General features: G+C 40.8%; 21 protein-coding genes and 1 pseudogene. 17 read left to right on the top strand and 5 right to left on the bottom strand.

Annotated elements, in window-relative coordinates; genetic code table 11:
* Positions 1-15: 15 nt before the first annotated feature.
* Positions 16-417, bottom strand: a complete 402-nt coding sequence (locus tag DX933_RS15860; protein WP_123317413.1) for a helix-turn-helix domain-containing protein — start codon at positions 415-417, stop codon at positions 16-18.
* A gap of 261 nt (positions 418-678) precedes the next feature.
* Between DX933_RS15860 and DX933_RS15855 the strand changes: the two genes are divergently transcribed.
* Positions 679-1,200, top strand: a complete 522-nt coding sequence (locus tag DX933_RS15855) for a competence protein ComK (RefSeq protein ID WP_123317412.1) — start codon at positions 679-681, stop codon at positions 1,198-1,200.
* Between the two features lie 284 nt (positions 1,201-1,484).
* Here the strand turns inward: DX933_RS15855 and DX933_RS15845 are convergent, their stop codons facing one another.
* Positions 1,485-1,721: a hypothetical protein gene (locus tag DX933_RS15845; protein ID WP_123317410.1), complete on the bottom strand. Its 237-nt coding sequence runs from the start codon at positions 1,719-1,721 to the stop codon at positions 1,485-1,487.
* Positions 1,705-2,316 carry an RNA polymerase sigma factor gene (locus DX933_RS15840; protein WP_190279556.1) on the bottom strand — a complete coding sequence of 204 codons (612 nt, stop codon included), beginning with the start codon at positions 2,314-2,316 and terminating at the stop codon, positions 1,705-1,707. The genes DX933_RS15845 and DX933_RS15840 overlap by 17 nt, the downstream gene beginning before the upstream one ends.
* 606 nt (positions 2,317-2,922) lie before the next feature.
* Between DX933_RS15840 and DX933_RS15835 the strand changes: the two genes are divergently transcribed.
* The 12 genes from DX933_RS15835 (at position 2,923) to DX933_RS15770 (ending at position 17,712) form a co-directional block, all read left to right on the top strand.
* Positions 2,923-3,819, top strand: a complete 897-nt coding sequence (locus DX933_RS15835) for a C39 family peptidase (protein WP_123317408.1) — start codon at positions 2,923-2,925, stop codon at positions 3,817-3,819.
* Between the two features lie 181 nt (positions 3,820-4,000).
* Entirely contained in the window at positions 4,001-5,014 is a 1,014-nt protein-coding gene (locus tag DX933_RS15830) for a hypothetical protein (RefSeq protein WP_123317407.1), read from the top strand.
* A gap of 894 nt (positions 5,015-5,908) precedes the next feature.
* A complete protein-coding gene (locus DX933_RS15820; RefSeq protein ID WP_123317560.1) occupies positions 5,909-7,165 on the top strand; it encodes an ABC transporter substrate-binding protein in 1,257 nt (418 codons plus the stop codon).
* Positions 7,166-7,241: 76 nt separating this feature from the next.
* Positions 7,242-8,171 carry a carbohydrate ABC transporter permease gene (locus tag DX933_RS15815; protein ID WP_123317405.1) on the top strand — a complete coding sequence of 310 codons (930 nt, stop codon included), beginning with the start codon at positions 7,242-7,244 and terminating at the stop codon, positions 8,169-8,171.
* Positions 8,168-8,995 carry a carbohydrate ABC transporter permease gene (locus DX933_RS15810; RefSeq protein ID WP_123317404.1) on the top strand — a complete coding sequence of 276 codons (828 nt, stop codon included), beginning with the start codon at positions 8,168-8,170 and terminating at the stop codon, positions 8,993-8,995. The genes DX933_RS15815 and DX933_RS15810 overlap by 4 nt, the downstream gene beginning before the upstream one ends.
* Positions 8,996-9,028: 33 nt before the next feature.
* Positions 9,029-10,042 carry a LacI family DNA-binding transcriptional regulator gene (locus tag DX933_RS15805; RefSeq protein ID WP_123317403.1) on the top strand — a complete coding sequence of 338 codons (1,014 nt, stop codon included), beginning with the start codon at positions 9,029-9,031 and terminating at the stop codon, positions 10,040-10,042.
* Positions 10,043-10,117: 75 nt separating this feature from the next.
* On the top strand, positions 10,118-11,002 hold the full coding sequence (locus tag DX933_RS15800; RefSeq protein WP_123317402.1) for an ROK family protein: 885 nt from the start codon (positions 10,118-10,120) through the stop codon (positions 11,000-11,002).
* Positions 11,003-11,029: 27 nt separating this feature from the next.
* Positions 11,030-12,469, top strand: a complete 1,440-nt coding sequence (locus tag DX933_RS15795) for a glycoside hydrolase family 1 protein (RefSeq protein WP_123317401.1) — start codon at positions 11,030-11,032, stop codon at positions 12,467-12,469.
* 128 nt (positions 12,470-12,597) lie between these two features.
* Positions 12,598-12,834: a hypothetical protein gene (locus tag DX933_RS15790; protein WP_123317400.1), complete on the top strand. Its 237-nt coding sequence runs from the start codon at positions 12,598-12,600 to the stop codon at positions 12,832-12,834.
* Between the two features lie 324 nt (positions 12,835-13,158).
* Positions 13,159-13,701 (top strand): hypothetical protein, encoded by a 543-nt coding sequence (locus DX933_RS18665; RefSeq protein WP_223806002.1) that lies wholly within the window; start codon positions 13,159-13,161, stop codon positions 13,699-13,701.
* A gap of 362 nt (positions 13,702-14,063) precedes the next feature.
* Entirely contained in the window at positions 14,064-14,585 is a 522-nt protein-coding gene (locus tag DX933_RS15780) for a hypothetical protein (protein ID WP_123317399.1), read from the top strand.
* A gap of 1,126 nt (positions 14,586-15,711) precedes the next feature.
* The gene (locus tag DX933_RS15770) at positions 15,712-17,712 is read left to right on the top strand and encodes an acyltransferase family protein (protein WP_123317397.1); all 2,001 of its coding nucleotides are present in this window, start codon (positions 15,712-15,714) and stop codon (positions 17,710-17,712) included.
* Positions 17,713-17,769: 57 nt separating this feature from the next.
* On the opposite strand, the gene DX933_RS15765 is transcribed toward DX933_RS15770, so the two are convergent.
* Entirely contained in the window at positions 17,770-19,230 is a 1,461-nt protein-coding gene (locus DX933_RS15765) for a carbon starvation CstA family protein (protein WP_123317396.1), read from the bottom strand.
* A gap of 206 nt (positions 19,231-19,436) precedes the next feature.
* On the opposite strand from DX933_RS15765, the gene DX933_RS15760 reads away from it, so the two are divergent.
* The 4 genes and pseudogenes from DX933_RS15760 to DX933_RS15745 form a co-directional block, all read left to right on the top strand.
* A complete protein-coding gene (locus DX933_RS15760; protein ID WP_123317395.1) occupies positions 19,437-19,829 on the top strand; it encodes a hypothetical protein in 393 nt (130 codons plus the stop codon).
* A gap of 59 nt (positions 19,830-19,888) precedes the next feature.
* Positions 19,889-20,095: a hypothetical protein gene (locus DX933_RS15755; protein ID WP_123317394.1), complete on the top strand. Its 207-nt coding sequence runs from the start codon at positions 19,889-19,891 to the stop codon at positions 20,093-20,095.
* A 148-nt stretch (positions 20,096-20,243) separates the two neighbouring features.
* The gene (locus DX933_RS15750; RefSeq protein WP_123317393.1) at positions 20,244-20,753 is read left to right on the top strand and encodes a MepB family protein; all 510 of its coding nucleotides are present in this window, start codon (positions 20,244-20,246) and stop codon (positions 20,751-20,753) included.
* A 12-nt stretch (positions 20,754-20,765) separates the two neighbouring features.
* Positions 20,766-20,960, top strand: a pseudogene (locus DX933_RS15745) (NAD(+)--rifampin ADP-ribosyltransferase); the annotation flags it as partial.
* Positions 20,961-21,008: 48 nt separating this feature from the next.
* Here DX933_RS15745 and DX933_RS15740 read toward each other — a convergent pair.
* On the bottom strand, positions 21,009-21,248 hold the full coding sequence (locus DX933_RS15740; RefSeq protein ID WP_123317392.1) for a thioredoxin family protein: 240 nt from the start codon (positions 21,246-21,248) through the stop codon (positions 21,009-21,011).
* Between the last annotated feature and the right edge of the window lie 154 nt (positions 21,249-21,402).

Genomic DNA, 21,402 nt, shown 5'->3' with positions numbered 1-21,402 from the left:
ACTGGCGCTTTTTGTTCAGGCTTCCTTTTCTTGCCTCCGTCGATAAACCACGTATTCAAAATGCTTTTGAAGGTCGTGTAAATCTTCCGTTGTGAGTTCCGACCATTTTTCTATTTCTAATATGTAAGGATCTTTGATGTTGTGATCATTAAATATGCGTTGAAGCTCGTGGAGTGGATGATAGGGGGGCTCTTTTGCAACCATGGATTTATTTGTTGCAATTCCTCGAACCATCGAGTCAATGGAAACACTGAAAAAATCGGCAATGTGGATAAGTGTTTCTATTGAAGGTGTGCGTTCCTCCCGCTCATATGTACCGAAAACATTCTTACTATATCCTAATTTTGCACTTACTTCTTTTTGATTCAGTCCTGATTCTTCTCGTAATTGTTCTAGCTTCTTACCTAAACCTTCCATATTCCGTCCCCCTGTTCAGCTAAAAAATATCATAGTTTGAAAAGACATAGAGGAAAACATTCAAAATGGGTGTTTAATAGGTTTCTTGGGATAAAAACACACATTTTGGGTGTTTAGTTGGTTTAGAGATTCCATTTTTTGATTTATCAAACTATAATAGAATTAGTGCTAAAGTCGTAATTTTGCACTTTGCCAGCAGGGAAATTTTCAAATATTTTACATCGCCTGCAAACATAAAATACTTTTCTTAAGGAGGAAAATATGGTATACAATCTAAACGAGAAAGCAACATCCGCACCAGAAGAAACCAATATTTTATTCGATTATGTCATTAACGAGGATACAATCGCGATACTGCCGGGGCTTCATACGGATTATGATGTCGTCGTTCTAGAACGGGATCAAAAGTTATTCGTACGGAAACCTGCCTTACATATTATCCAAGAGTCCTGTCTGGAATATGGCGTATCCTATGATGGCTTAAAAAAGGCAGTGAAATACCACACGAGTTTTAGACAAAAGCTGCCAATACCGGTTAGCATTGCAAAAGATGTGTACATGTTTCCAACCCACGCAACAACAAATCATCTCTGTGGCTGGCTCTCACTACGACACATCACCCAAATCTTTCCAACTCATAAACCCACAAGAAACAGTACATCCACATGGGTCCGGCTGGCGGACGGCAAAAAACTTACAATCCAGCAATCCTACCACACCATGACCGAACAACTATCCAGGGCAGTTTATTATCGAACATTAATGATTCAAAAACACGCATAGAAAGTGGGCTATGCTGAATTTTGATGGAGAGAACATCCTTCCGCTTATGATGGGGAGGATGTTTTTATTTTCATAGAAAAAAGGAATCGGTGAGCCGATTCCTTTTCGCTGTGCTGCATGGTTTGTTATCACAGATTAACTGGCTGTAAGCCCCCCACTATAAGCATTTTGTTAATAACAATAATGGTAAGTGGGGGATCAACAACCAGTAAAGGCCTGATTGGTTCAACTAACAATCAGTGGGGGAAGAGCAAAAATTCCCCACTGATTGAAGTTTCACTTTACTATTCGTTTTCTTTTTGATTCATTTGTTCATAGACTTCCTCCAAATGGTTGCCAATCCATTCGTCCAGATTTTCCGTTACATGCAATTTCCATGCGCGATAGAGGGCTACGACTCCGATTACGAAATAGACCTGGTGGGGATCGTTGATTTCTAGTTTTTCCAGCTGGACGTAAATAAACGATTTATACTGCTGAAAGAAGGCGGGAAAAGTCATATGGCTATGCTTGGTAGACATGATGTTGGCCTCCTTTTTGGTAGCAGCATACTTGTTGGATCAGTCCTTGATTGGCTTGGGCGCGTAATTTTTTTCGTACTTCACGTCCCCAGCTTTTTACAGCATGTATCGACACATTTTCCAACTGGGCAATCTCTTTAATAGGCATATCCTCGATAATATAATATTGCACCCAGCGCCATTGGTTGTCTGAGAGGATGGCTTGGATTGCATGCCAATGTACGTCATCATCAAATGTAATGAAAGCTGCGCTCGATTGGACCATTGGTTTTCGATTCATACCAGCATAAACGCCATCGTGCTGGCGCAGCATTTCCTCTTGTACGACAGATTCGCCACGATCCGCCATCAAGCTTTCCTTGCGCAGCATATCCAATAGGCGATGACGAATGGTGTAATTGAGATATGTCGTAAAAGCCCCCTTTGATGAATCATACGACCGCCACGCCCTCCACATGGCGACGAGCCCCTCCGCATAAAAATCATCATAATCATCCCGTATGCCTAGCTTGTGAATATAATAGTAAATCCGATTTTCATGCTGCCGAACGACTGCCGCAAATTCCAAATCATTTTTGACATCGTAATGCTTCAATCCCCTGCACTCCAAAGGGAAAGGCCTTTCCAATATTCCGCGGTACTTGTATTGTAGGAAAATAAAACGAAACGAGCAGAACAGCAGAATTGTACGATGCAGAATTATATTTCAAAACGAAGGGGAAGAGAGAAATATTAAATTTCGAAATAAGAAATAATGAAGCTTTCTGGAAAATAAGCAGGTGAAAAAGGGAAAATGGGTGGGAAATGGATTTTATTCAGTAGATTAGTATATAAAGTTAATAGAAATTTCCATGTTGGGAAACTAGAATATTTGTTCGATTATAAAATGCAATGAATTTTGTCGAATATTCACGAATAAGGTCGATATTATTAATAACTTTCCCAATACGTATTGGGAGCCATTCGTGGTATGTTCAAAGTAATTATTATTTCGTTCGAGAAGTTATATTATCTTCTAAATATAATAAGATCCCATATCTTAAAATTAACTAAACTAGACCAGCTATAAAAAGTAAAGAATGTAAATGAAAGAAATTATTACTTTTAAAGTAGTAAAATATAATAAGATACAAGGAGGTGCTGCTTTTGAAAGTTTCAATGTTATAGCAATATGATTTTTCAAAAAAAGGAGGAATAAATAATGTTTAATAAAAAATTCTATTCAATGATTTTTGCTTTTTTACTAACTTTTAGTTTGTTAATGACTGATGTTTCCGCTGAATTGGATGGAAACAGTCAAAATTATGAGTCCTTTAACCATACTGGGGTGTTGGATGATGTAAGTATATCAGAAGAAGAAATTATTAAATCAGAACTTGAAGAAAAAGAACGTGATAAAGAAATTGAATTATTCTTTAATGAATCCGAAAAAATTCCAAGTTTTAGCTACACTAACTCAAGTGAACTTAAGGAAGCAGTTGAATTTTTAGGTGTTAGTATACCCGTTGACCCGAAGGAAATAAACCAGATACCTGATGGTCAGTGGTATTCAGTTTATATGGCTTCGCGTAAACAGATTAATGGATATTATTGTGGGCCTGCAGCAGTACAACAAAATTTGAGTTTTCATAAAAACTCGACAACTGGATTACCTTCCCAGGATACACTTGCTAAGTTAGCTGGTACAACAAAGGCAGGATCATCATCCTATGGATTAAGGGATGCATTAAATAAATATACTAGCACATATAAATTTACTAAATATGTTGTTGGAAATGTAACTACTTCTCAACAGACTACCTGGGAAAATAGAATTAAAAGTAACCTAATTAATGCAAGAAGGGCTCCAATAATATTATTGCAAACACGACATTTACCTAGGTATAAAAATAAAGATATCCGTCATTATAATTCTGTTCGTTCATGGTCATATGATTATACTAATAATGTAAAGAAGGTAAGAAATGTTGATCCACATTATAGTAATATTTACTATGGTCAACACTGGGACCCAGTAGGTTCAAGTAAAACTAAAGGCGCTTTTTTAGCAACTGCAAAGGCATATAGAAGCGGTGGTAATCCTAATATGATTTATTAACAATAAATACGAATATCATAGGATTACTTGTTTTAGGATGAAAGTAATAAAAGAAGTAATATCCGATTTTTATAGGTATGTTAAGATAAATATTATCCTGTTTTAAAAGAAATAAAATAAAGCATTATCTCCGCTTCTACCAAAAATAAATGAATGAAAGCAACGCGATGGGAGACCTATTATGTCATGCTTTAAAAGATATAACTTTACTATCTTTATATGTTTTATATTTTTAGTATCCTGCGGGGAGGTTCAGGAGAAACAAAAAATTGTTTTAACTGGATATGTCAATAGTTCCAGTATGGAGCTATTTGATAACCAAATATTTATTGCAGTTGGATCAGAAGAGGACTATATTAACAAAATAATAGCGTATGATTTGGATAACCACGCGGAAAAAGTAATATATGAAACGGATGGAGAATTAAAACGGATCAATGATTTAATGGTCAATAAAAATTATATTACATGGGTGGAATCCGCTAATGATGGGGAAAATGCAAAAATAATATTGTTCGACCGTCATCAAAATAAATGGAAAACAATTTATGAAGCTGCGCCGGATATGCTAGATTTAGTTGCACCATACTTAATGGATAATAATGTGGCATGGATTGGGATGGGAGATGGTGACAAGCCCTCCGTTGTGACATTATATGATATAAATAAAAATGATTATAAAACCATTAGTAAAGTAAATAATCATAACTTTTATAATAACTTTATTAAGATGCATATGGGTTCTGTTTATTGGACTGATATGATTAATGGTGAAAACTATTTTGTTTCATACGATTTAAAAACAGAAGAAGTTAAACAAATTGAGGCAAAGCACGGGACACCAGGATATATTGATGTATTAGGAGAGAATATGTTTGCCTTGGAGTTTACCGACCATTTTGATTGGGTAACGAATGTGTTAACATACACAAATACCGCAGGAAATGTCTACGAAAAAATTACCGATGAATGGGTATACAGTTTTACTGTTTTTAAAAATAATATTGTTTATATAGAAAATCAAAATGGGAATGTCGTCAAATATAACTTGGCAAACAAACAGCATGAAAATATAGAAACTGAATTGGAGATAGTCGAAACGATTAAAGCATCAAGTGATGCAAAATATCTTATGATGAACTATATAAATCAAGATGAAGAAAAAATTGAAATTGAATTGATACCGATGAATTAATATTGCATGTTTGCCTGATTGAGAAGGAAGAAATCGGCTACGTCCGATTTCGACATTACGTTTCAATATTGTTGGAATCGGCGGTCTGCCTATTCCTTCCCTTTCATTGAAGTAAAAGAGGGAATCTGCTCGCTGATTCCAACTCTATTTCATTTAAAAGAATCTGTTCCCTTCATTTGGCCAGAAAGTCGCATGCTCCGGCATGAAAGTCGCATGCCCCAGCCTCAAAGTCGCATGCTCCCGCCTTAAAGTCGCATACCTTTAGCTCAAACTCGCATGCCCCAGTACCAATCTCGCATACCTTTGAGCGGAAGTCGCATGCATCAAAAGGGAAGAAATCGGCAGCTGCCGATTTCAACATCATTTAAAAAGTCCTGGAGCCCTGCCAAACTCACGCCCCGAACACCGAAAGTCGCCCACCAACGGGCCAAACTCGCGCCCCAGCCGACCCAACCCGCGCCTCAACCAGGTGAATTCGAGCATCAAATAGTGAAATACAACACAGGGAGGAATCGGCTTATCGATTCTTGCATGTGAAAGAAAGCGATTTCCTATTATCGTAATAATTTTATGAAAATTGTATTGATATTTTTATAGTTTGATATATAATGAGTAAAGAAAGCGGTTTCTTAACTGCTAAGGCCTTTTTTATTTACCCTTTTAGGAAACCGGTTTCCTCAAAAGGATTATGAAAGCAACCGCTCCAATTGGGACATAAAGTAATGGTCTCGGGCGGGAGTCATGAGCTCAGCTTGTTTGCAAAAATGTTGAAGGGGGTGCGCTTGCCGAGCGTCGTGTAGTGGGGGTTGGATGGTTCGTGGTTACCTGGTTTTTAAACAAACATATTGGGAGGTAATTGGTGTGAAGAAGCGGAATTTATTTTTCTTCGTTGCAATGATGTTTTTGGTTGTTTTTGCGTTGTCGGCGTGCAGTGATAAGGGGAAGTCGTCGAGTGAGGCGAAGGATGGCGATGTGACGTTAAATTTCTGGATATTTGGTGCGACGAATTATGAGGAGATGGCGAAGGAGTATGAGAAGGAGCATCCTGGTGTAAAGATCAAGGTGAAGACGTCGGAAACGGATGATCATCATAATAGTTTGTTTACTGCGTTATCGGCTGGCAGTGGTGCGCCTGATATTGCGATGCTGGAGATTGACCAGCTGGATCGTTTCAAGGAGGCACAGGATCGGTTTACGAATCTGTATGATTTAGGTGCAAAGGATATTGAAGATCAGTATTTGGATTGGAAATGGCAAATTGGCGAAAACAATGATGGGGATTTCTTGTTTGGTTTGCCGACAGATATTGGTCCGAAAGCCATGTTTTATCGGACGGATTTATTTGAAGAGGCTGGCCTGCCAACAGAGCCAGATGAAGTGGAGAAGTTAATCCAGTCGAAAAAGGATTTCATCCAGGTTGGAGAACAGATTAAAGATAAAACAGGTAAGCCATTTTTGGATAGCATGGAGATGGCCTATCGGGCAATTATTGATGGGGCGGAAAAGAGCTTTTTTGATGAAGCGGGGAATCTGTTAATTGAGGAGCCTGGTAATGCGGTAAGAGAGGCGTATGATTTGGCGGTTGATCTCAATGAGCGTGGCATTATTGGTGAATACGATATGTGGACACCGGAGTGGGGTAATGCGGTCAATAATGGTGATTTTGCTGCAGAGCTTGGAGCGGCCTGGTTGAAGGGTTGGATGTTTGATAATGCACCAGATGCTTCCGGACATTTTCGGATTGCGACATTGCCAACAGAATTCGCTGGTAACTGGGGTGGCTCTTATATTTCTATCCCAAAGGAAACCGAGCATGCAGAGGAAGCCTATGAATTTGTAAAATGGCTTGTTTCCCCAGATGGTCAATTGACTTCATTTACAAGTGATGCGGGTCTGTTCCCGTCTTCTCCAGTGGTGTATGAGATGGAGGAGTTTAAAAATATCGAGGATGAATTTTTCGGTGGTCAGAGCACGTCCCAGTATTTCGCAAATGCGGCACAGGATATTAGCTTCGTTTACAAAGGACCGAAATATAAAGCGGCCAATGATGAAGTGTTGAATGCAATGAAAAATGTACAGCAGCAAAACGCTGATCCGGAAAAAGAATGGGATGAAGCGGTGAAGCGAATCAAGGATCTGATTAATCGCTAAGGGAGATTAGATTGCTGGCTGCTATGTTACATCGTAACTGGCAGCTGGCATTATGCTAGGAAAGTGAGGGGAGGAAATGGCGCTCAAGCGGAAAGGGAAATATCGCTCAGAGGCAACGAAGGATAAGATTAGTGCGTACTTGTATATCTCACCTTTTTTCATCATTTTTGCGATTATTGGTCTATATCCCGCGGTATTTAGTCTGTATCTTGCGTTTCAAAATTGGAATGGTCTTGGTGACATGACGTTTGTGGGGCTGCATAATTTTAATATCGTATTGCATGACCCGACATTTTGGAAGGCGTTGTACAACACGATCGTGATGGGGATTATGGGGACCGCTCCCCAAATTATCGTCGGGGTCATTCTCGCATTTATTTTAAATCAGGCATATTTGAAATTTAAAAATGCCTTTCGTGCGATGATATTTCTACCATATATTACGTCGATGGTTGCGGTGGCATTGGTGTTTGGGGTATTTTTCAGCAGTAATGACACGGCGCTGGCCAACTATATATTGAATCTATTTGGCATGGATTCGGTCGCCTGGAAAACAAGTGAATGGGGCGCGAAAATCGCAATTTCCATTATGGTGTTTTGGCGTTGGATTGGCTATAATACGATTATTTATTTGGCTGGCTTGCAAAGTATTCCCAAGGACTTGTACGAAGCGGCTCGCATAGATGGAGCGGGTGTGGTTCAGCAATTGCGTTATATTACGATTCCATTGTTAAAGCCATTCATCGTGTTAACCGTATTCTTTTCGACGGTTGGTGCGTTGCAATTATTTACCGAGCCGACGGTTTTCTTAGGGGCCCAAGCCTTTAGCCGGACAGAGGCAATGACGGTTGTGATGTATTTGTATCGTGATGCCTTTAGTCTGCAATCGTTTGGAACGGGTTCTGCAACGGCGGTTATCCTATTGTTTATTATTGTGGTGGCTTCAGCAATTAATACGTATTTGACATCTGGAATTCGTAAAAAGGGAAGGAGGATCAAGTCATGAAAAAACAATGGAAGATTGGTCGATTTTTCATGTATCTCTTTTTAGTTATTGCTTCCTTCCTGTCTATTTTTCCGTTTTATTGGATGTTTGTCATGGCGACAAGACCGAGTGCGGCATATAACGCGATTCCGCCCACCATGACGCCAGGGGATATGCTCGTTGAAAATTTTCAAAAGGTATTGGAAAAGATCCCGTTTTTCGGGGCGATGTGGAATACGTTGGTCGTCTGTCTGGTCGTAACGCTAGTCGTGCTATTCATTAGCTCGCTTGCTGGGTTTGCCTTTGCTAAATTTAAATTTCCCGGGAAAAACATCTTTTTCATTTCAATCTTACTAACGATGATTATCCCACCACAGCTCGGCTTAATTCCACAGTATTTCCTGGTGGCGAAGCTTGATTTATTGGATACATTGTTCGGGGCAATGATTATTTTTTTCCTGAATCCACTGGGAATATTTTTAATGCGACAATATATTTCGAATTCGGTTCCGGATGAATTAATCGAAGCGGCGAAATTGGATGGATGCTCGAATTTTCATATTTTCAGAAGCATTGTCCTGCCCATTATCTTACCGGCATTTGCTACATTGGGAATTATTGTCTTTACGGCAACCTGGGGCGAGTTTTTATGGCAATTTACTGTTCTTAGGGACCCTGATATGTATACAATACAGGTAGCTTTATCATCGATGAATACGACAAGTAACGTCGACTTCGGCATGATGCTGTCTGGCGTATTTTGGGCAACGATTCCACTTGTCATTGTATTTTTGATGTTTAATAAATTATTTATCTCCAGTATTACAGAAGGTTCGGTAAAATAAGGATAAAAGATCGCACAGACATGGGGTAGAATGATGAAACTAACGATTAAAGATATTGCAAAGCTAGCCAATGTTTCTCCTGGTACAGTGTCAAAAGTAATTAATCAAAGGGGAAATATTAGTCAAAAGACCATTGATAAAATAAAAGGAATTATTGAAGAAACAGGCTATCAGCCCACTTTTTCAGCTAAATCCTTGGCAACGAAAAAATCGAATTTGATTGGTTTGATTTATGCCGGGAATATCAATGCGGAGATGAACCACCCGTTTTTTAATGATGTGGTAAATGCGTTTAAAAATGCGATTGGTAATCTCGGCTATGATATTTTGCTGTTTTCCAATAATAAATTTAGCAAGGATGAACAGGATTATTTGGCACGCTGTAATCATTTCCAACTGGATGGCTGTTTAATTATTGCCGGGGATCGGATTGAGGATGCGACAAATGAGCTCGATAACAGCCTTGTTCCTTGTGTTGGGATTGATATTGAGTTAAGTGGTCCGAATTCCAGTTATGTAACAACTGAAAATCGGAAAGTTTCCGAGCTGGTCGTGACGCATTTATATTCCAGTTCGATCAAGAAAGTCGCTTTTATTGGCGGGCCGGATGATTCAGTCGTGTCTAATATTCGTAAGGAAAGCTTTACCCAGCATATGAATGCATTTGGCATGACGGTGGAGGAGGAGTGGATCCAGCACGGGGATTATTTTGAAGCAAGTGGCTATGAGGCGATGAATCGGATATTGGCGCATGCGGATATTCCTGAGGCAGTGTTTGCGGCTTCAGATATGATGGCCTTGGGTGCATTAAAGGCATTAAAAGAAAAAGGAATCCGCGTGCCAGAGGATATCAAGCTGATTGGATGTGATGACATCGAGGCTTGTCGTTACAGTGATCCGCCACTTGCGACCGTTCGGCAGGATAAGGATAAAATGGGGAAATTAGCGGCGCGCATGCTTCATGACCTAATTAATAAAGATGTGCAGCCAAACGCGGTCATGGTAGACCCTGAACTGGTCATCAGAAAATCCTGTGCAATCAGCTAAGCTGCAAACAGAAAGGAAACAACAGGTAGGTGTTTGTTGTAACAGGTAAGGCATCGAGGTAAGGGGTGAAAGGAAATGAAACAGTATTTGGCTGTAGATATTGGTGGAACATTTATTAAATTTGGTCTGGTCGATGAAGCAGCATCGATTTTGACGATGGGAAAAGTAAAAACGCCAGCCACATTGACTGGATTAATCGATTTTATCGTAGAAAAATATCATGCCTATCCAGATGTAGCTGGCTTGGCCATCAGTAGTCCTGGTGCAGTTGCCGCATCAGGGGTCATTTATGGCACCAGTGCCTTGCCCTATTTGCATGGTCCAAATATAAAACAAATGCTGGCAGATCGGATCGGCATCCCGGTATTTATGGATAATGACGGAAACTGCGCCGGCTATGCGGAAATATGGAAGGGCAAGGCAAGTGATAAACAGGATGTACTGGTCATTGTGATTGGTACAGGTATTGGTGGAGCGGTAATCAAGGATGGACGCATTCATAAAGGTGCGAACCTGCACGGCGGCGAATTCGGCTATATGATGATTCCGACCGATGCGGGCTATGATACGTGGAGTACAACTGCCTCGACCGGAGCCCTGGTGAAAAAAGTTGCTAGCTTAAAAGGCTGTTCTATCCATGATTTATCCGGAGAATACATCTTTGAAATGGCGAATGCAGGAGATGCCATTTGCCATCAGGCTGTGGAGGAATTTTTTGAGCTGCTCGCCATAGGTATTTATAATTTACAGTACATGTATGATCCAGAGGTAATTTTAATCGGCGGAGGAATCAGTGCGCGAGAGGACCTCATTGATCATATTAATCGGAAATTAGATGAATTATTAGCACGTTTTGAAGCATCACATATTAAACCAAACGTGGAAGCTTGTGCATATCGCCAGCACGCCAATATGCTTGGCGCGGTGTACGGATTAATGCTCGAGCTGGAAACGGTATAAAAAATATGTAAAAAAGAGGTTGATACCATGCATCATGCAAAATTGGATCATTTTCCAGATGATTTTCTCTGGGGATCGGCATCTGCCGCATATCAGATTGAAGGGGCTTGGGATGAAGACGGCAAAGGTCCCTCTGTTTGGGATCATTTCACCAAAATCCCCGGCAAAACCTTCAAAGGAACAAACGGAGATATCGCCGTTGACCATTACCATCGCTTCAAGGAAGATGTCGCTTTAATGGCAGAAATGGGGTTAAAAGCCTATCGCTTCTCCATCGCCTGGAGCCGCATTTTTCCAACTGGAAAAGGCGAAGTAAATGAAGCAGGACTGGCGTTTTACGAACAGCTCATTGATGAACTGCTGAAACACGATATTGAGCCCATCGTCACGCTCTATCACTGGGATTTACCACAAGCGCTTCAGGATGCATATGGCGGCTGGGAATCCCGTCAAATTATCGAAGACTTCGATGCTTATTGTGTAACCTTGTTTAAACGTTTTAAAAATAAAGTGAAATATTGGGTCACCTTGAATGAGCAAAATGTATTCATCAGCCACGGCTATGAACACGCATCTCATCCACCAAATGTCTCCGACAAAAAGCGGATGTATGAAGCGAATCACATTGCCAATTTAGCTAACGCAAAGGCGATCCAATCCTTTCGACAAATCGTTCCTGAAGGCAAAATCGGCCCAAGCTTCGCATACGGCCCAGCCTATGCATACACAAGCAACCCAGCAGACGTCCTGGCAGCAGAAAACGCCGAGGACCTCAATAGCAATTGGTGGCTCGATGTATACAGCTGGGGCGTCTACCCAAAGGCAGCCTGGAAATACTTAGAAAAACAAGGTCTCACACCAACTATCGAACCCGGTGATGAAGCATTATTAAAAGCAGGCAAACCAGACTTCATGGGCGTCAACTATTATCAAACCGGCACATTCACCAACAGCCCACTTGATGACACATTCAGCAACACCAAAGCAAACCATGACGGCAAAAAAGGCAACTTCGTCGAGGGAGGCATCGCCGGCCAATTTAAACGCAAACGTAACGAGGCACTCGAAACAACAAACTGGGACTGGGAAATTGACCCGATCGGCCTGCGCATCGGATTACGCCGCATCACCAGCCGCTACCAGCTCCCCGTCTTAGTAACAGAAAACGGCCTCGGTGAATTCGATAAACTAGAAGCAAACGACACCGTCAATGACGACTACCGAATCGATTTCATCCGCAAGCACATCGAACAGCTGCAAGCAGCCATCACAGACGGAGTCGACCTATTAGGCTACTGCACCTGGTCCTTCACCGACCTACTCAGCTGGCTCAACGGTTACCAGAAACGATACGGCTTCGTCTACATCAACCGCGACGAACTCGACGAAAAAGACATGCGCCGTATCAAAAAACAAAGCTTCCACTGGTACAAAAAAGTAATCGAAACCAACGGCGAACAGCTGTAGAACGGCTGTTGCGTGGGGGGGGCGGCTCCCACTGGATTGCGCGGAGACTGGGGGGCGCGTGCCGTACACCGGAAGTCGCGCCCCGACCACTGAAAGTCGCGCGCTAGCCGGGTAAAGTCGAGCACCGAATGGTCGAAGTCGCGCGCCACATGCTGAAAGTCGAGCACCGACCGGTCGAAGTCGCGCGCCGCATGCTTAAAGTCAAGCACCAACCGGTCGAAGTCGCGCGCCGCATGCCGAAAGTCGAGCACCAACCGGGTGAAGTCGCGCGCCGCATGCCGAAAGTCGAGCACCAACCGGGTGAAGTCGCGCACCAGGCGGCCAAACTCGCGCACCAAATTGCGAAATCTACTGGTGTTATATAATGAAATACATCATGAGGAAGGAATCGGCGCGCCGATTCCTACTTCATTTAATAATATATTTTTTCGAAATCGGAGTTATCTATTACTAGCTCTGACTCTAGCAGTCCACCCGCCTAAGCCGCACCAACAAACTTCTTTTTCGATAAGGATGAAATCGGCATTGGCCGATTTCTACAACCTCATATAAATATGGAAGGAATCGTCTAGGGACGATTCCCACAAAACATCATTCCGCATATAAGTATAAATACCTACATATTCAGGTGATATATAATTGATAGATGGTATAATAAAAAGAATATAATAGGAAGGGAGGACCCCATTATGCTTGAACCAACCCTAAGGCAAATTTTAGATGAATTGAAGGAAGTACGATCAGACGTTAGTGAACTAAAATCAATGCGTTCGGATGTTAATGAACTGAAAGAAATGCGTGCAGACTTCAGTGAATTAAAATCAATGCGTTCGGATGTTAGTGAGCTGAAAGAAATGCGTGCAGATTTCAGTGAATTAAAATCAATGCGTTCGGATGTTAATGAACTAAAAGAAATGCGATCAGACGTCAGTGAATTAAAAACAATACGTGCAGATGTTAGTGAGCTGAAAGAAATGCGTAACGATGTAAAAGAATTAAAAACAATGCAAGCAGATATTCATGAACTGAAAGAAATGCGCGTGGATATCAGCGAACTCAAGCATGGACAGAAGAGGCTAGAATCCAGCTTGGAGTCATTTCAAAAGAATCTTATTCAAAGTTTGGGACTTTACACGGACAAGATTATTGATCATTTTGATGTGAAAACCGATGTATTAAACAAAAGAATCTACAATGTTGAAGTAGAAATGGAACAATTAAAAAGACAATAATCATAGATGAACCTTCTTTTCAGACAACAAACTCGCATAGGTTAGTGCAGAAGTCGCATACCTCAAGCCGAATCCCGCATACCTTTGTACTGAAGTCGCATACCTCAAGCTGAAACTCGCATACGTTTGTACTGAAGCCGCATACCTCAAGCAGAAATTCGCATACGTTTGTATCAAACTCGCTTGCCCCAGCCTATGACTTGCATACCTTTTCTGAAACTCGCATACCCAAGCCAAAAAAAGTTTCATTTTTAAATTGCTATTCGAAGCATTTGTCTATTTTGGACGAAATGCTTGTTTAACTGTCTGTATAAAAATAGTATGATAGTAAAGTGAATATACATCGGTGAGGGGAATTGTGGATGTCTATCTTTTTACTATTGGGATTTGTAGTTGTACTTATTTTATTCTTAAATAGAAATATATTTTTAAATCGAATTCGTTCAGATTCATTTCTGGTAAAAAAGCTGTCCAGTGCAACATGGTTTAAAAGTCCATGGAAGAGTGGATTATTTTTATTTGTGTTAAATACGGTTTTATTCAGTGTGTCACTGCTGCTGATCATTGGTGTAGGATATTTACAAATACCATTCATACATTTATTTGTCATGGCCGCAGCAGTTTTAGTCAGCTTTTATTTGTGGAATATCGTGTATAAATGCTGGGAGGGTACCTCAAAAGGCAGACTGATGCAGGGCTTTATTGGCAGCGGATTTTATCTAATTCTTACAATTAACTTTATCTATATGATAGTTACGATGGATCCAGAAATGCCAGAGGAAGACAGCTTTATGGGCTTCATTGGATTTTCAATGGGCGGATTTGTCACGCTTGTAGCTTATATCGCCTGCTTCTTCACGACAGGTTTCACTGCCAAAAAATAGATTCATCTAATCGAAAAGATGAAATCGGCAATTGCCGATTTCCACATAATATAAATGTAAGGTAGGAACCGTCCTCGGACGGTTCCTTTTGAATTTTCCATGAAGAGTCCCGCATAATGAGGGAATCGGCCCGCCGATTCCAACCCCATTTCATCTAAAAGCATCTGTTCACTTGAGTTGGTCAGAAAGCCGCATGGGTTTGGGAAGAATTCGCATGCCCCGACGCTGAATTCGCATGCCCTCGCATGAAAGCCGCATGCCTTGGCGTCAAACTCGCATGCCCCCGCATGAAAGTCGCATGCCCTGGCATGAAAGTCGCATGCCTTGGCGTCAAACTCGCATGCCCTTGCATGAAAGTCGCATGCCCCAGCCTCAAAGTCGCATGCCTTGGCGTCAAAGTCGCATGCCCTTGCATGAAAGTCGCATGCCTCAGCCCCAAAGTCGCATGCCCCAGCCTCAAAGTCGCATGCCTTGGCGTCAAAGTCGCATGCCCTTGCATGAAAGTCGCATGCCCCGGCCCGGAAGTCGCATGCCCTTGCATGAAAGTCGCATGCCTCAGCCCCAAAGTCGCATGCATCAAGAGGGAAGAAATCGGCGGTAGCCGATTTCAACATCATATATAATTCTAAACCTCGGAACCTTGATATAGTCACGCCCCAACCTGCCAAACTCGCGCGCCAACGAGTCAAACTCGAGCACCGATCGGTCAAAGTCGCGCCCCGAACGTCAAAAGTCGAGCACCAATAGGCCAAAGTCGCGCCCCGAATGCCGAAAGTCGCGCGCCAACCGGGCCAACTCGCGCGCCAACGGGTCAAACTCGAGCACCAGCCATGCCAACTCGCGCGGACATCCTTTACAAATAAGGAAGAAATCGGCTCGCCGATTTCACCGTCATCATCTTTAAAGTTAAAATGTCATACCTTTGCCATAAAATCGCTTTATTTCATCCCAATCCCGCGTGCTATCTACTAAAATGCTTATTCGCCCCTCAAGCCTTGTCTTTTTTCACTTACATAATAGCCGCATACATAAGGGGAAATCTATTTTATCCATTAGACGATGAATCTATTTTGGTGATATAATTATCCCTTGGTAATATATGCTGAATAATAGGAGCTAGAGTACTATGAATCAACCAATCATTAATATTCAGAGCAGGTTTAGGCCCGAGATTGAGGGGCTTCGTGTTGTGGCGGCACTGCTCGTTGCTGTATATCATATTTGGTTCCATCGGGTTTCGGGTGGAGTGGATGTGTTTTTTGTTATATCAGGATTTCTAATCACGACTTCCATTATATCAACCATGAATCGTACGGGGGAATATCGCTTTTTACCTTATATAACGAAGCTCATGAAGCGCCTGCTGCCTTCGGTGTTTTTCATACTTGGTATTGTGCTTGTGCTGAGCTGGTTTTTCTTGCCGCGGTCGATCTTGGGTAAGACGATTAAGGAAATATTTGCATCGATGTTTTTTTATCAGAACTGGCAATTGGCATTTTCCAGTACGGATTATTTAGATGCGAGTCAAATGAAAACGCCGTTAGAGCATTTCTGGGCGTTGTCGATACAAGGACAATTTTATATCATTTGGTTTCTTGTATTTACGTTTATCTTTTGGTTTGTAAAAAAGTATCAATTATCCAATGTAAAACGGTTGATGAATACCGTTTTAGGAACGCTATTTATTGTTTCTTTTATTTATTCCGTATATTTGACAGAAGTAAACCAGCCGTTCGCTTATTTTATTACGATGACGCGTGTATGGGAGTTCGCTCTTGGTAGCTTGCTCTGTATCAATTTGTCGTCGATTCGCGTTCATAAATCGGTTGCCACGATAATAGGTTGGCTTGGGTTAATTGGTTTAATTTTGACAGGAATTGTATTTAACGTATCCGAAATGTTTCCTGGATATATCGCTTTGTGGCCAATGATTTGTGCGTTATTTATTGTTTTATCTGGTACAGTCGATACCGATTATGGCGTGAAACGTTTTCTAGGTTCGCCTATCATGATAAAGCTGGGCGGCATATCGTTTGGCATCTATTTATGGCATTGGGTCATTTTGGAATTTTATCGATACAATGTTCAGGATACACCAGGATTTTTCGTTGGGATGCTCATTATTCTTCTTTCCATCGGCTTGTCCTTTTTCATGACGAGATATATTGAAGAACCAATCCGTCAATCAAAAAATAATAGATTTTCCTTCCGTAGACTTGGATTGATGGGCGGTATCAACCTGCTGCTGATTGGTTCGCTTGTTGTTGGAACATGGATTGGCGAGCAGCATTTGGAAAAGCAAATGACCGCTAAAAATTATCCAGGTGCGATTGCTGTGGAAAATCCTGACAAGGTGCCGAAGCTGGATCCAATCCCATCTTTTGCTGAAGTGTTTGATGATTTACCACAGGCACATCTGGATGGAAGCAATCAAGGTTTAAAGGAAACCGACCTGAAAATTGGTGAATATGGTAAAACGGAAAACTATGACGCAACCATAGCACTTGTCGGCAGCTCTCATTCGGAGCATTGGCTGGGGGCTCTTTTAAAAGCAACGAAGGATTCCAATTATCGGGTCTTAAGCATTACCCGTTCAGGAACGCGTTTTTCTACAGGCTATGAGGATGATGATTTGAAAGGGATTTGGGTTCAAAATGTGCTGGATTATTTGCAAAAGGATGCAGAAAATATTGATTTAATCATTTCTCAAGCAACAGCATCTGATACGGATGTAGATGAGATACAGCAGCAAATGATTGATCAGCTGCAGTTCGTTCACGATGCGTATGATATCGAGGTGCTCGCCGTTCGCGATGATCCAAGATATAGCTTTAATGTGTTGGAATCATTGGAAACAGAAGGAATTAAAAAGACGACGAAGAAAATGAATGCAGAGAATAACCAGCAGGATGAAGCGTTCTGGAATGAATTTGAAATAGAGAACGATACGTTGCATAAGCTGGATCTAACCAATTATTTCAAGGTCAATGGCAAATTCAAGCCGATAATCGGAAACATCGTTATCTATCGTGATAACCGACATTTAACCAATTCCTACTCCGAAAGCTTTGGACCAGTATTTAAAGAAAAAATTGACGCTATTGTAAGCGATATGGATACGCCGTGAAAATGGCAAAAGGATGCTACTAAATTTCAAATCGGAATTTAGTAGCATCTTTTTAAGTTATGCCGCGGTATTTTTAGGTGGCAGTTCGATATCTACTGATAAGCCTTCTGTTCTATTTTTATTTCCTTTCCAAAAGAATAGTGTTGCACAGAGAATTGTCATGATGAATCCGCCCGCATGTGATAAGGGATAAGATAATCCAAAGCCCAGGTTGTTGTCATATAAAATATAGGTAAGTACCATATCTGTAATGAAGAGCGCTGGCAGCAAGGCTACAAAGTAATTTTTCTTTTTCACAAAGAGATACATGGTACCAATCCAAAGCGCTAATGCTGCAGTACCTTGGTTGGCAAATGAGAAGTAACGCCATAACAAATTAAAGTCAATAGTCGTTAACCAGTAGGAAATAACAAACATGGGAATGGCAATGATTAAGCGCTTGGAAACCTTGCGTTGCCCCATATGAATGTAATCAGCTACAATATTACGTGCTGCCCGGAATGCAGTATCCCCCGAGGTAATTGGCAGGACAACCACTCCAAGCACCGCAATCGTACCGCCAACTGCCCCAAGCAAGGTAACGGCAACCTCATTGACAACAAGTGAAGCAGTTCCTTCATTAATTAAGCCTTGCAAACCTTGACCATCAAACATACTCATCGCTGCCGCTGCCCAAATCATAGCAATGATCCCTTCCGCAACCATCATTCCATAGAAAATATAGCGTCCTTGTTTTTCATTCTTTGTCGTTCTGGAAATGAGCGGCGACTGGGTAGCATGGAAGCCGGATAAAGCACCACAAGTAATGGTTAAAAATAGAATCGGAAATATCGGTGTACCCGCTGGATGCAGGTTTGTCATATTGGCTATTGTTAGCTCGGGAATCTGGTAATCTGTGAACAGCAGCATCCCGCCAACACCAACCGTACCAATTAAAAGGATAGCTCCGAAAACTGGATAAATCCGGCCGATAATTTTATCAATTGGTAGTATCGTTGATAGAAAGTAATACGCGAAAATCAACAGAATAATGACAATTAGCGCTACTTTTCCATTGATTAATTCATGCAATAATGCAGCCGGTGTCGTAACAAATACAGTTCCAACGAGCAATAATAACAGCAATGCAAAAGCATTCACCAAATGTCGGGAAACCTTCCCCAAAAATTTACCAGCAAGCTCCGGAATGTGAGCACCGCGATTTCGAATGGAAATCATGCCTGTTAAATAATCATGAACAGCCCCTGCAAAGATAGTACCAAGGACAATCCATAGAAAAGCAACCGGACCATATAACGCCCCCATAATCGGACCAAATATCGGACCAGTTCCAGCGATATTCAATAATTGAATCAGTGCGTTTTTCTGTTTATGCATCGGCACATAGTCGACACCATCTTGATTTGCATACGCTGGCGTGGGCCGATTTTTATCTGGTCCAAACAATTTTTCAATATACTTGCCATAAGTAAAGTAGGCAACAACCAACAACGTAATGGAAACAAAAAAAGTAATCATTCTCGTATTCTCCTTTTTCATGTATGTGTTAGCGCTTACAATTATATGACAAAAATAAATGAAAGCAAACAACATTGCAATGTAAAAAATATCCAACCACTAGCGGAGCGCGGCAGATTTTGAACTACAGATGTTTATTCTTCATGATATATAGTAAAATGAAACAAACATATTATTTTTGCTTCTATAATTTTAGGAGGTTCCCAGTGAAAGAAATCATTATTAAATTGGCAGAATTTGTGAACGATATCCATGATGTTTTGTTTGATTTGTTTGGATTACATATGACGGACAAACAACTCCATTTTTGGGTCATCGGTATCATTGGAATGATCACCTTCTTTATCGTATATTTTTTCTTCAAAATCATTGAAAAAATGAAATGGAGCACGACTATCCTTTCCTTTGTTTATACATTTACCATGATGATTGTCCTTGTCTTTGCCATCGAACTACAGCAAGCAATTACGAACAGAGGAAACATGGAATTCGCAGACGCAGTAATGGGGCTATGGGGATTTCTCGTATTCTTTCTAATATATGCTGCAATCGCCATCCTCATTTATCTTCTATTCAAGATATTTAACAAGAAAAAATGAAATGAATGATGATGATCGAAACAAGGATGATATGGGAAAATCACAAAGGGGGAGCTCACATGGGATTACTTATTATTGCAGTGATTTTGATATTATTATTTTCTATGCTAAGTTTCTATTTTCTGCTCAGCTTTATTGAACATGTACAGAAAAAGGATGAACGAGTAGCCAAACAGTCCAAATTTGCAGCCATAGCCTACTTCGGAATCGCCATGATTGCCATCGTCGGATTCTGCTATTACTCCATGGTGTTTTATTTGATGTAGAGCTTTTTTAGAAGCATGGGACATATTAGGGTGGAAAAAGTGTTTAAAAACAGGAAATTAGATTGGTGCGAGTATGGCGTATTAATTTCCTCCTAACCCGATTTCGTTCCTTGATCTATTGGATGTAGTTAGTGAAAGGGGCGGAATAATGAACGATTTTTATACAGTATTAAACTATGTAAATAAAAGGATTTACGAACCAAATGGTTTATCTGTAACATCGGCTCAAGAAGAAGAGCAAAATGCAAAGTACGGTGCGGGGACCTTGATGTTGTGTTCAAAGACAGTTCGTTTCAGAGTTGCAAATATTACCCCAAACAAATTGGGGCAGTTTGTAGCATGTTGGGAAAAGGATGAAAACAATAAAAACCAACCTTTCTTATATGAGCATGCACCTGATTTATTAGTCATAACAGTCTTTAAAAATCAGCATGAGTTTGGTCAATTTGTTTTTCCAAAAGAAGTACTTATCCGACAGAACATTTTAAGATCTGCCTCGACAAAGGGGAAGATGGCTTTAAGAGTCTACCCAAGCTGGGACAACCCGAGCAGTAAACAAGCGGTAAAAACACAAAATTGGCAGTTGCCTTACTTTGTGGATATATGCAATTCAAATCCATTACCTTCAGAAAGAATAAAAGAACTATATGTACTTTAAAATTCTAAAGAAGCGTTTGAAAATGATCCCAATGAGACCGACAAAAGATTTCCCGGGAACCCAACACGATCCTACAGATCCGTATCACCGCTAAAAATAATTGCTGAATTAGGATCATGGGAAAGACATTCTGATAAAGAAATAAATCAGATGATGAACGCTTTACCTGAACTACGTAAACAAGGGAAAGCAGTTATTGATGATTAGACATTTTAGAAGGTGGGGCCACCATGCAGATATGGTGGCCCCATTTTCTTAGCCCTTTTTGATATCTTCTAGACTAGCACCATAATTAATATGGTACACATTTCCGCTAATTAATAATGCTGGTACGGATTTAATACCTGCTTTTTCTGCCTCGTCTATCCGATCTTTCGCTGTACCTAAATGTACAATTTCCGTTCTGACCTTAGATTTGTCAAGATGATTTAACACCACTTGCTCTGCATCTACACAAACAGGACATCCAGCATGATAAAAAATTGCATCAACCATGGACAAACACTCCTTTTCATATGATATTGTATTTCGCAAGTGAAAAGTGAACCACTTCGCAATTAAATTTTGAACCACCCTAAAATAAATAATTATTCATCAGTTGATTCGTTTTTTAACCATTCCTGCGTCTCACGCATTCTAAAAGATGGAC

The sequence above is a fragment of the Ornithinibacillus gellani genome (genome assembly GCF_003730295.1).
Classification (GTDB): domain Bacteria; phylum Bacillota; class Bacilli; order Bacillales; family Amphibacillaceae; genus Ornithinibacillus_A; species Ornithinibacillus_A gellani.
The sequence above is the reverse complement of the archived record's forward strand: the minus strand, read 5'-3'. Positions and strand labels throughout refer to the sequence as shown.

Bases quoted from the DNA above. Each gene is read 5' to 3' on its own strand.
- DX933_RS15820 (WP_123317560.1), top strand. From the start codon at position 5,909: ATGATGTTTTTGGTTGTTTTTGCGTTGTCGGCGTGCAGTGATAAGGGG.
- DX933_RS15740 (WP_123317392.1), bottom strand. From the start codon at position 21,248: ATGGTTGATGCAATTTTTTATCATGCTGGATGTCCTGTTTGTGTAGAT.
- DX933_RS15800 (WP_123317402.1), top strand. From the start codon at position 10,118: ATGAAACAGTATTTGGCTGTAGATATTGGTGGAACATTTATTAAATTT.
- DX933_RS15845 (WP_123317410.1), bottom strand. From the start codon at position 1,721: ATGTCTACCAAGCATAGCCATATGACTTTTCCCGCCTTCTTTCAGCAG.
- DX933_RS15860 (WP_123317413.1), bottom strand. From the start codon at position 417: ATGGAAGGTTTAGGTAAGAAGCTAGAACAATTACGAGAAGAATCAGGA.
- DX933_RS15810 (WP_123317404.1), top strand. From the start codon at position 8,168: ATGAAAAAACAATGGAAGATTGGTCGATTTTTCATGTATCTCTTTTTA.
- DX933_RS15755 (WP_123317394.1), top strand. From the start codon at position 19,889: ATGGGATTACTTATTATTGCAGTGATTTTGATATTATTATTTTCTATG.
- DX933_RS15770 (WP_123317397.1), top strand. From the start codon at position 15,712: ATGAATCAACCAATCATTAATATTCAGAGCAGGTTTAGGCCCGAGATT.
- DX933_RS15815 (WP_123317405.1), top strand. From the start codon at position 7,242: ATGGCGCTCAAGCGGAAAGGGAAATATCGCTCAGAGGCAACGAAGGAT.
- DX933_RS15855 (WP_123317412.1), top strand. From the start codon at position 679: ATGGTATACAATCTAAACGAGAAAGCAACATCCGCACCAGAAGAAACC.
- DX933_RS15790 (WP_123317400.1), top strand. From the start codon at position 12,598: ATGGTCGAAGTCGCGCGCCACATGCTGAAAGTCGAGCACCGACCGGTC.
- DX933_RS15780 (WP_123317399.1), top strand. From the start codon at position 14,064: ATGTCTATCTTTTTACTATTGGGATTTGTAGTTGTACTTATTTTATTC.
- DX933_RS15835 (WP_123317408.1), top strand. From the start codon at position 2,923: ATGTTTAATAAAAAATTCTATTCAATGATTTTTGCTTTTTTACTAACT.
- DX933_RS15795 (WP_123317401.1), top strand. From the start codon at position 11,030: ATGCATCATGCAAAATTGGATCATTTTCCAGATGATTTTCTCTGGGGA.
- DX933_RS15765 (WP_123317396.1), bottom strand. From the start codon at position 19,230: ATGATTACTTTTTTTGTTTCCATTACGTTGTTGGTTGTTGCCTACTTT.
- DX933_RS15750 (WP_123317393.1), top strand. From the start codon at position 20,244: ATGAACGATTTTTATACAGTATTAAACTATGTAAATAAAAGGATTTAC.
- DX933_RS18665 (WP_223806002.1), top strand. From the start codon at position 13,159: ATGCTTGAACCAACCCTAAGGCAAATTTTAGATGAATTGAAGGAAGTA.
- DX933_RS15830 (WP_123317407.1), top strand. From the start codon at position 4,001: ATGTCATGCTTTAAAAGATATAACTTTACTATCTTTATATGTTTTATA.
- DX933_RS15805 (WP_123317403.1), top strand. From the start codon at position 9,029: ATGAAACTAACGATTAAAGATATTGCAAAGCTAGCCAATGTTTCTCCT.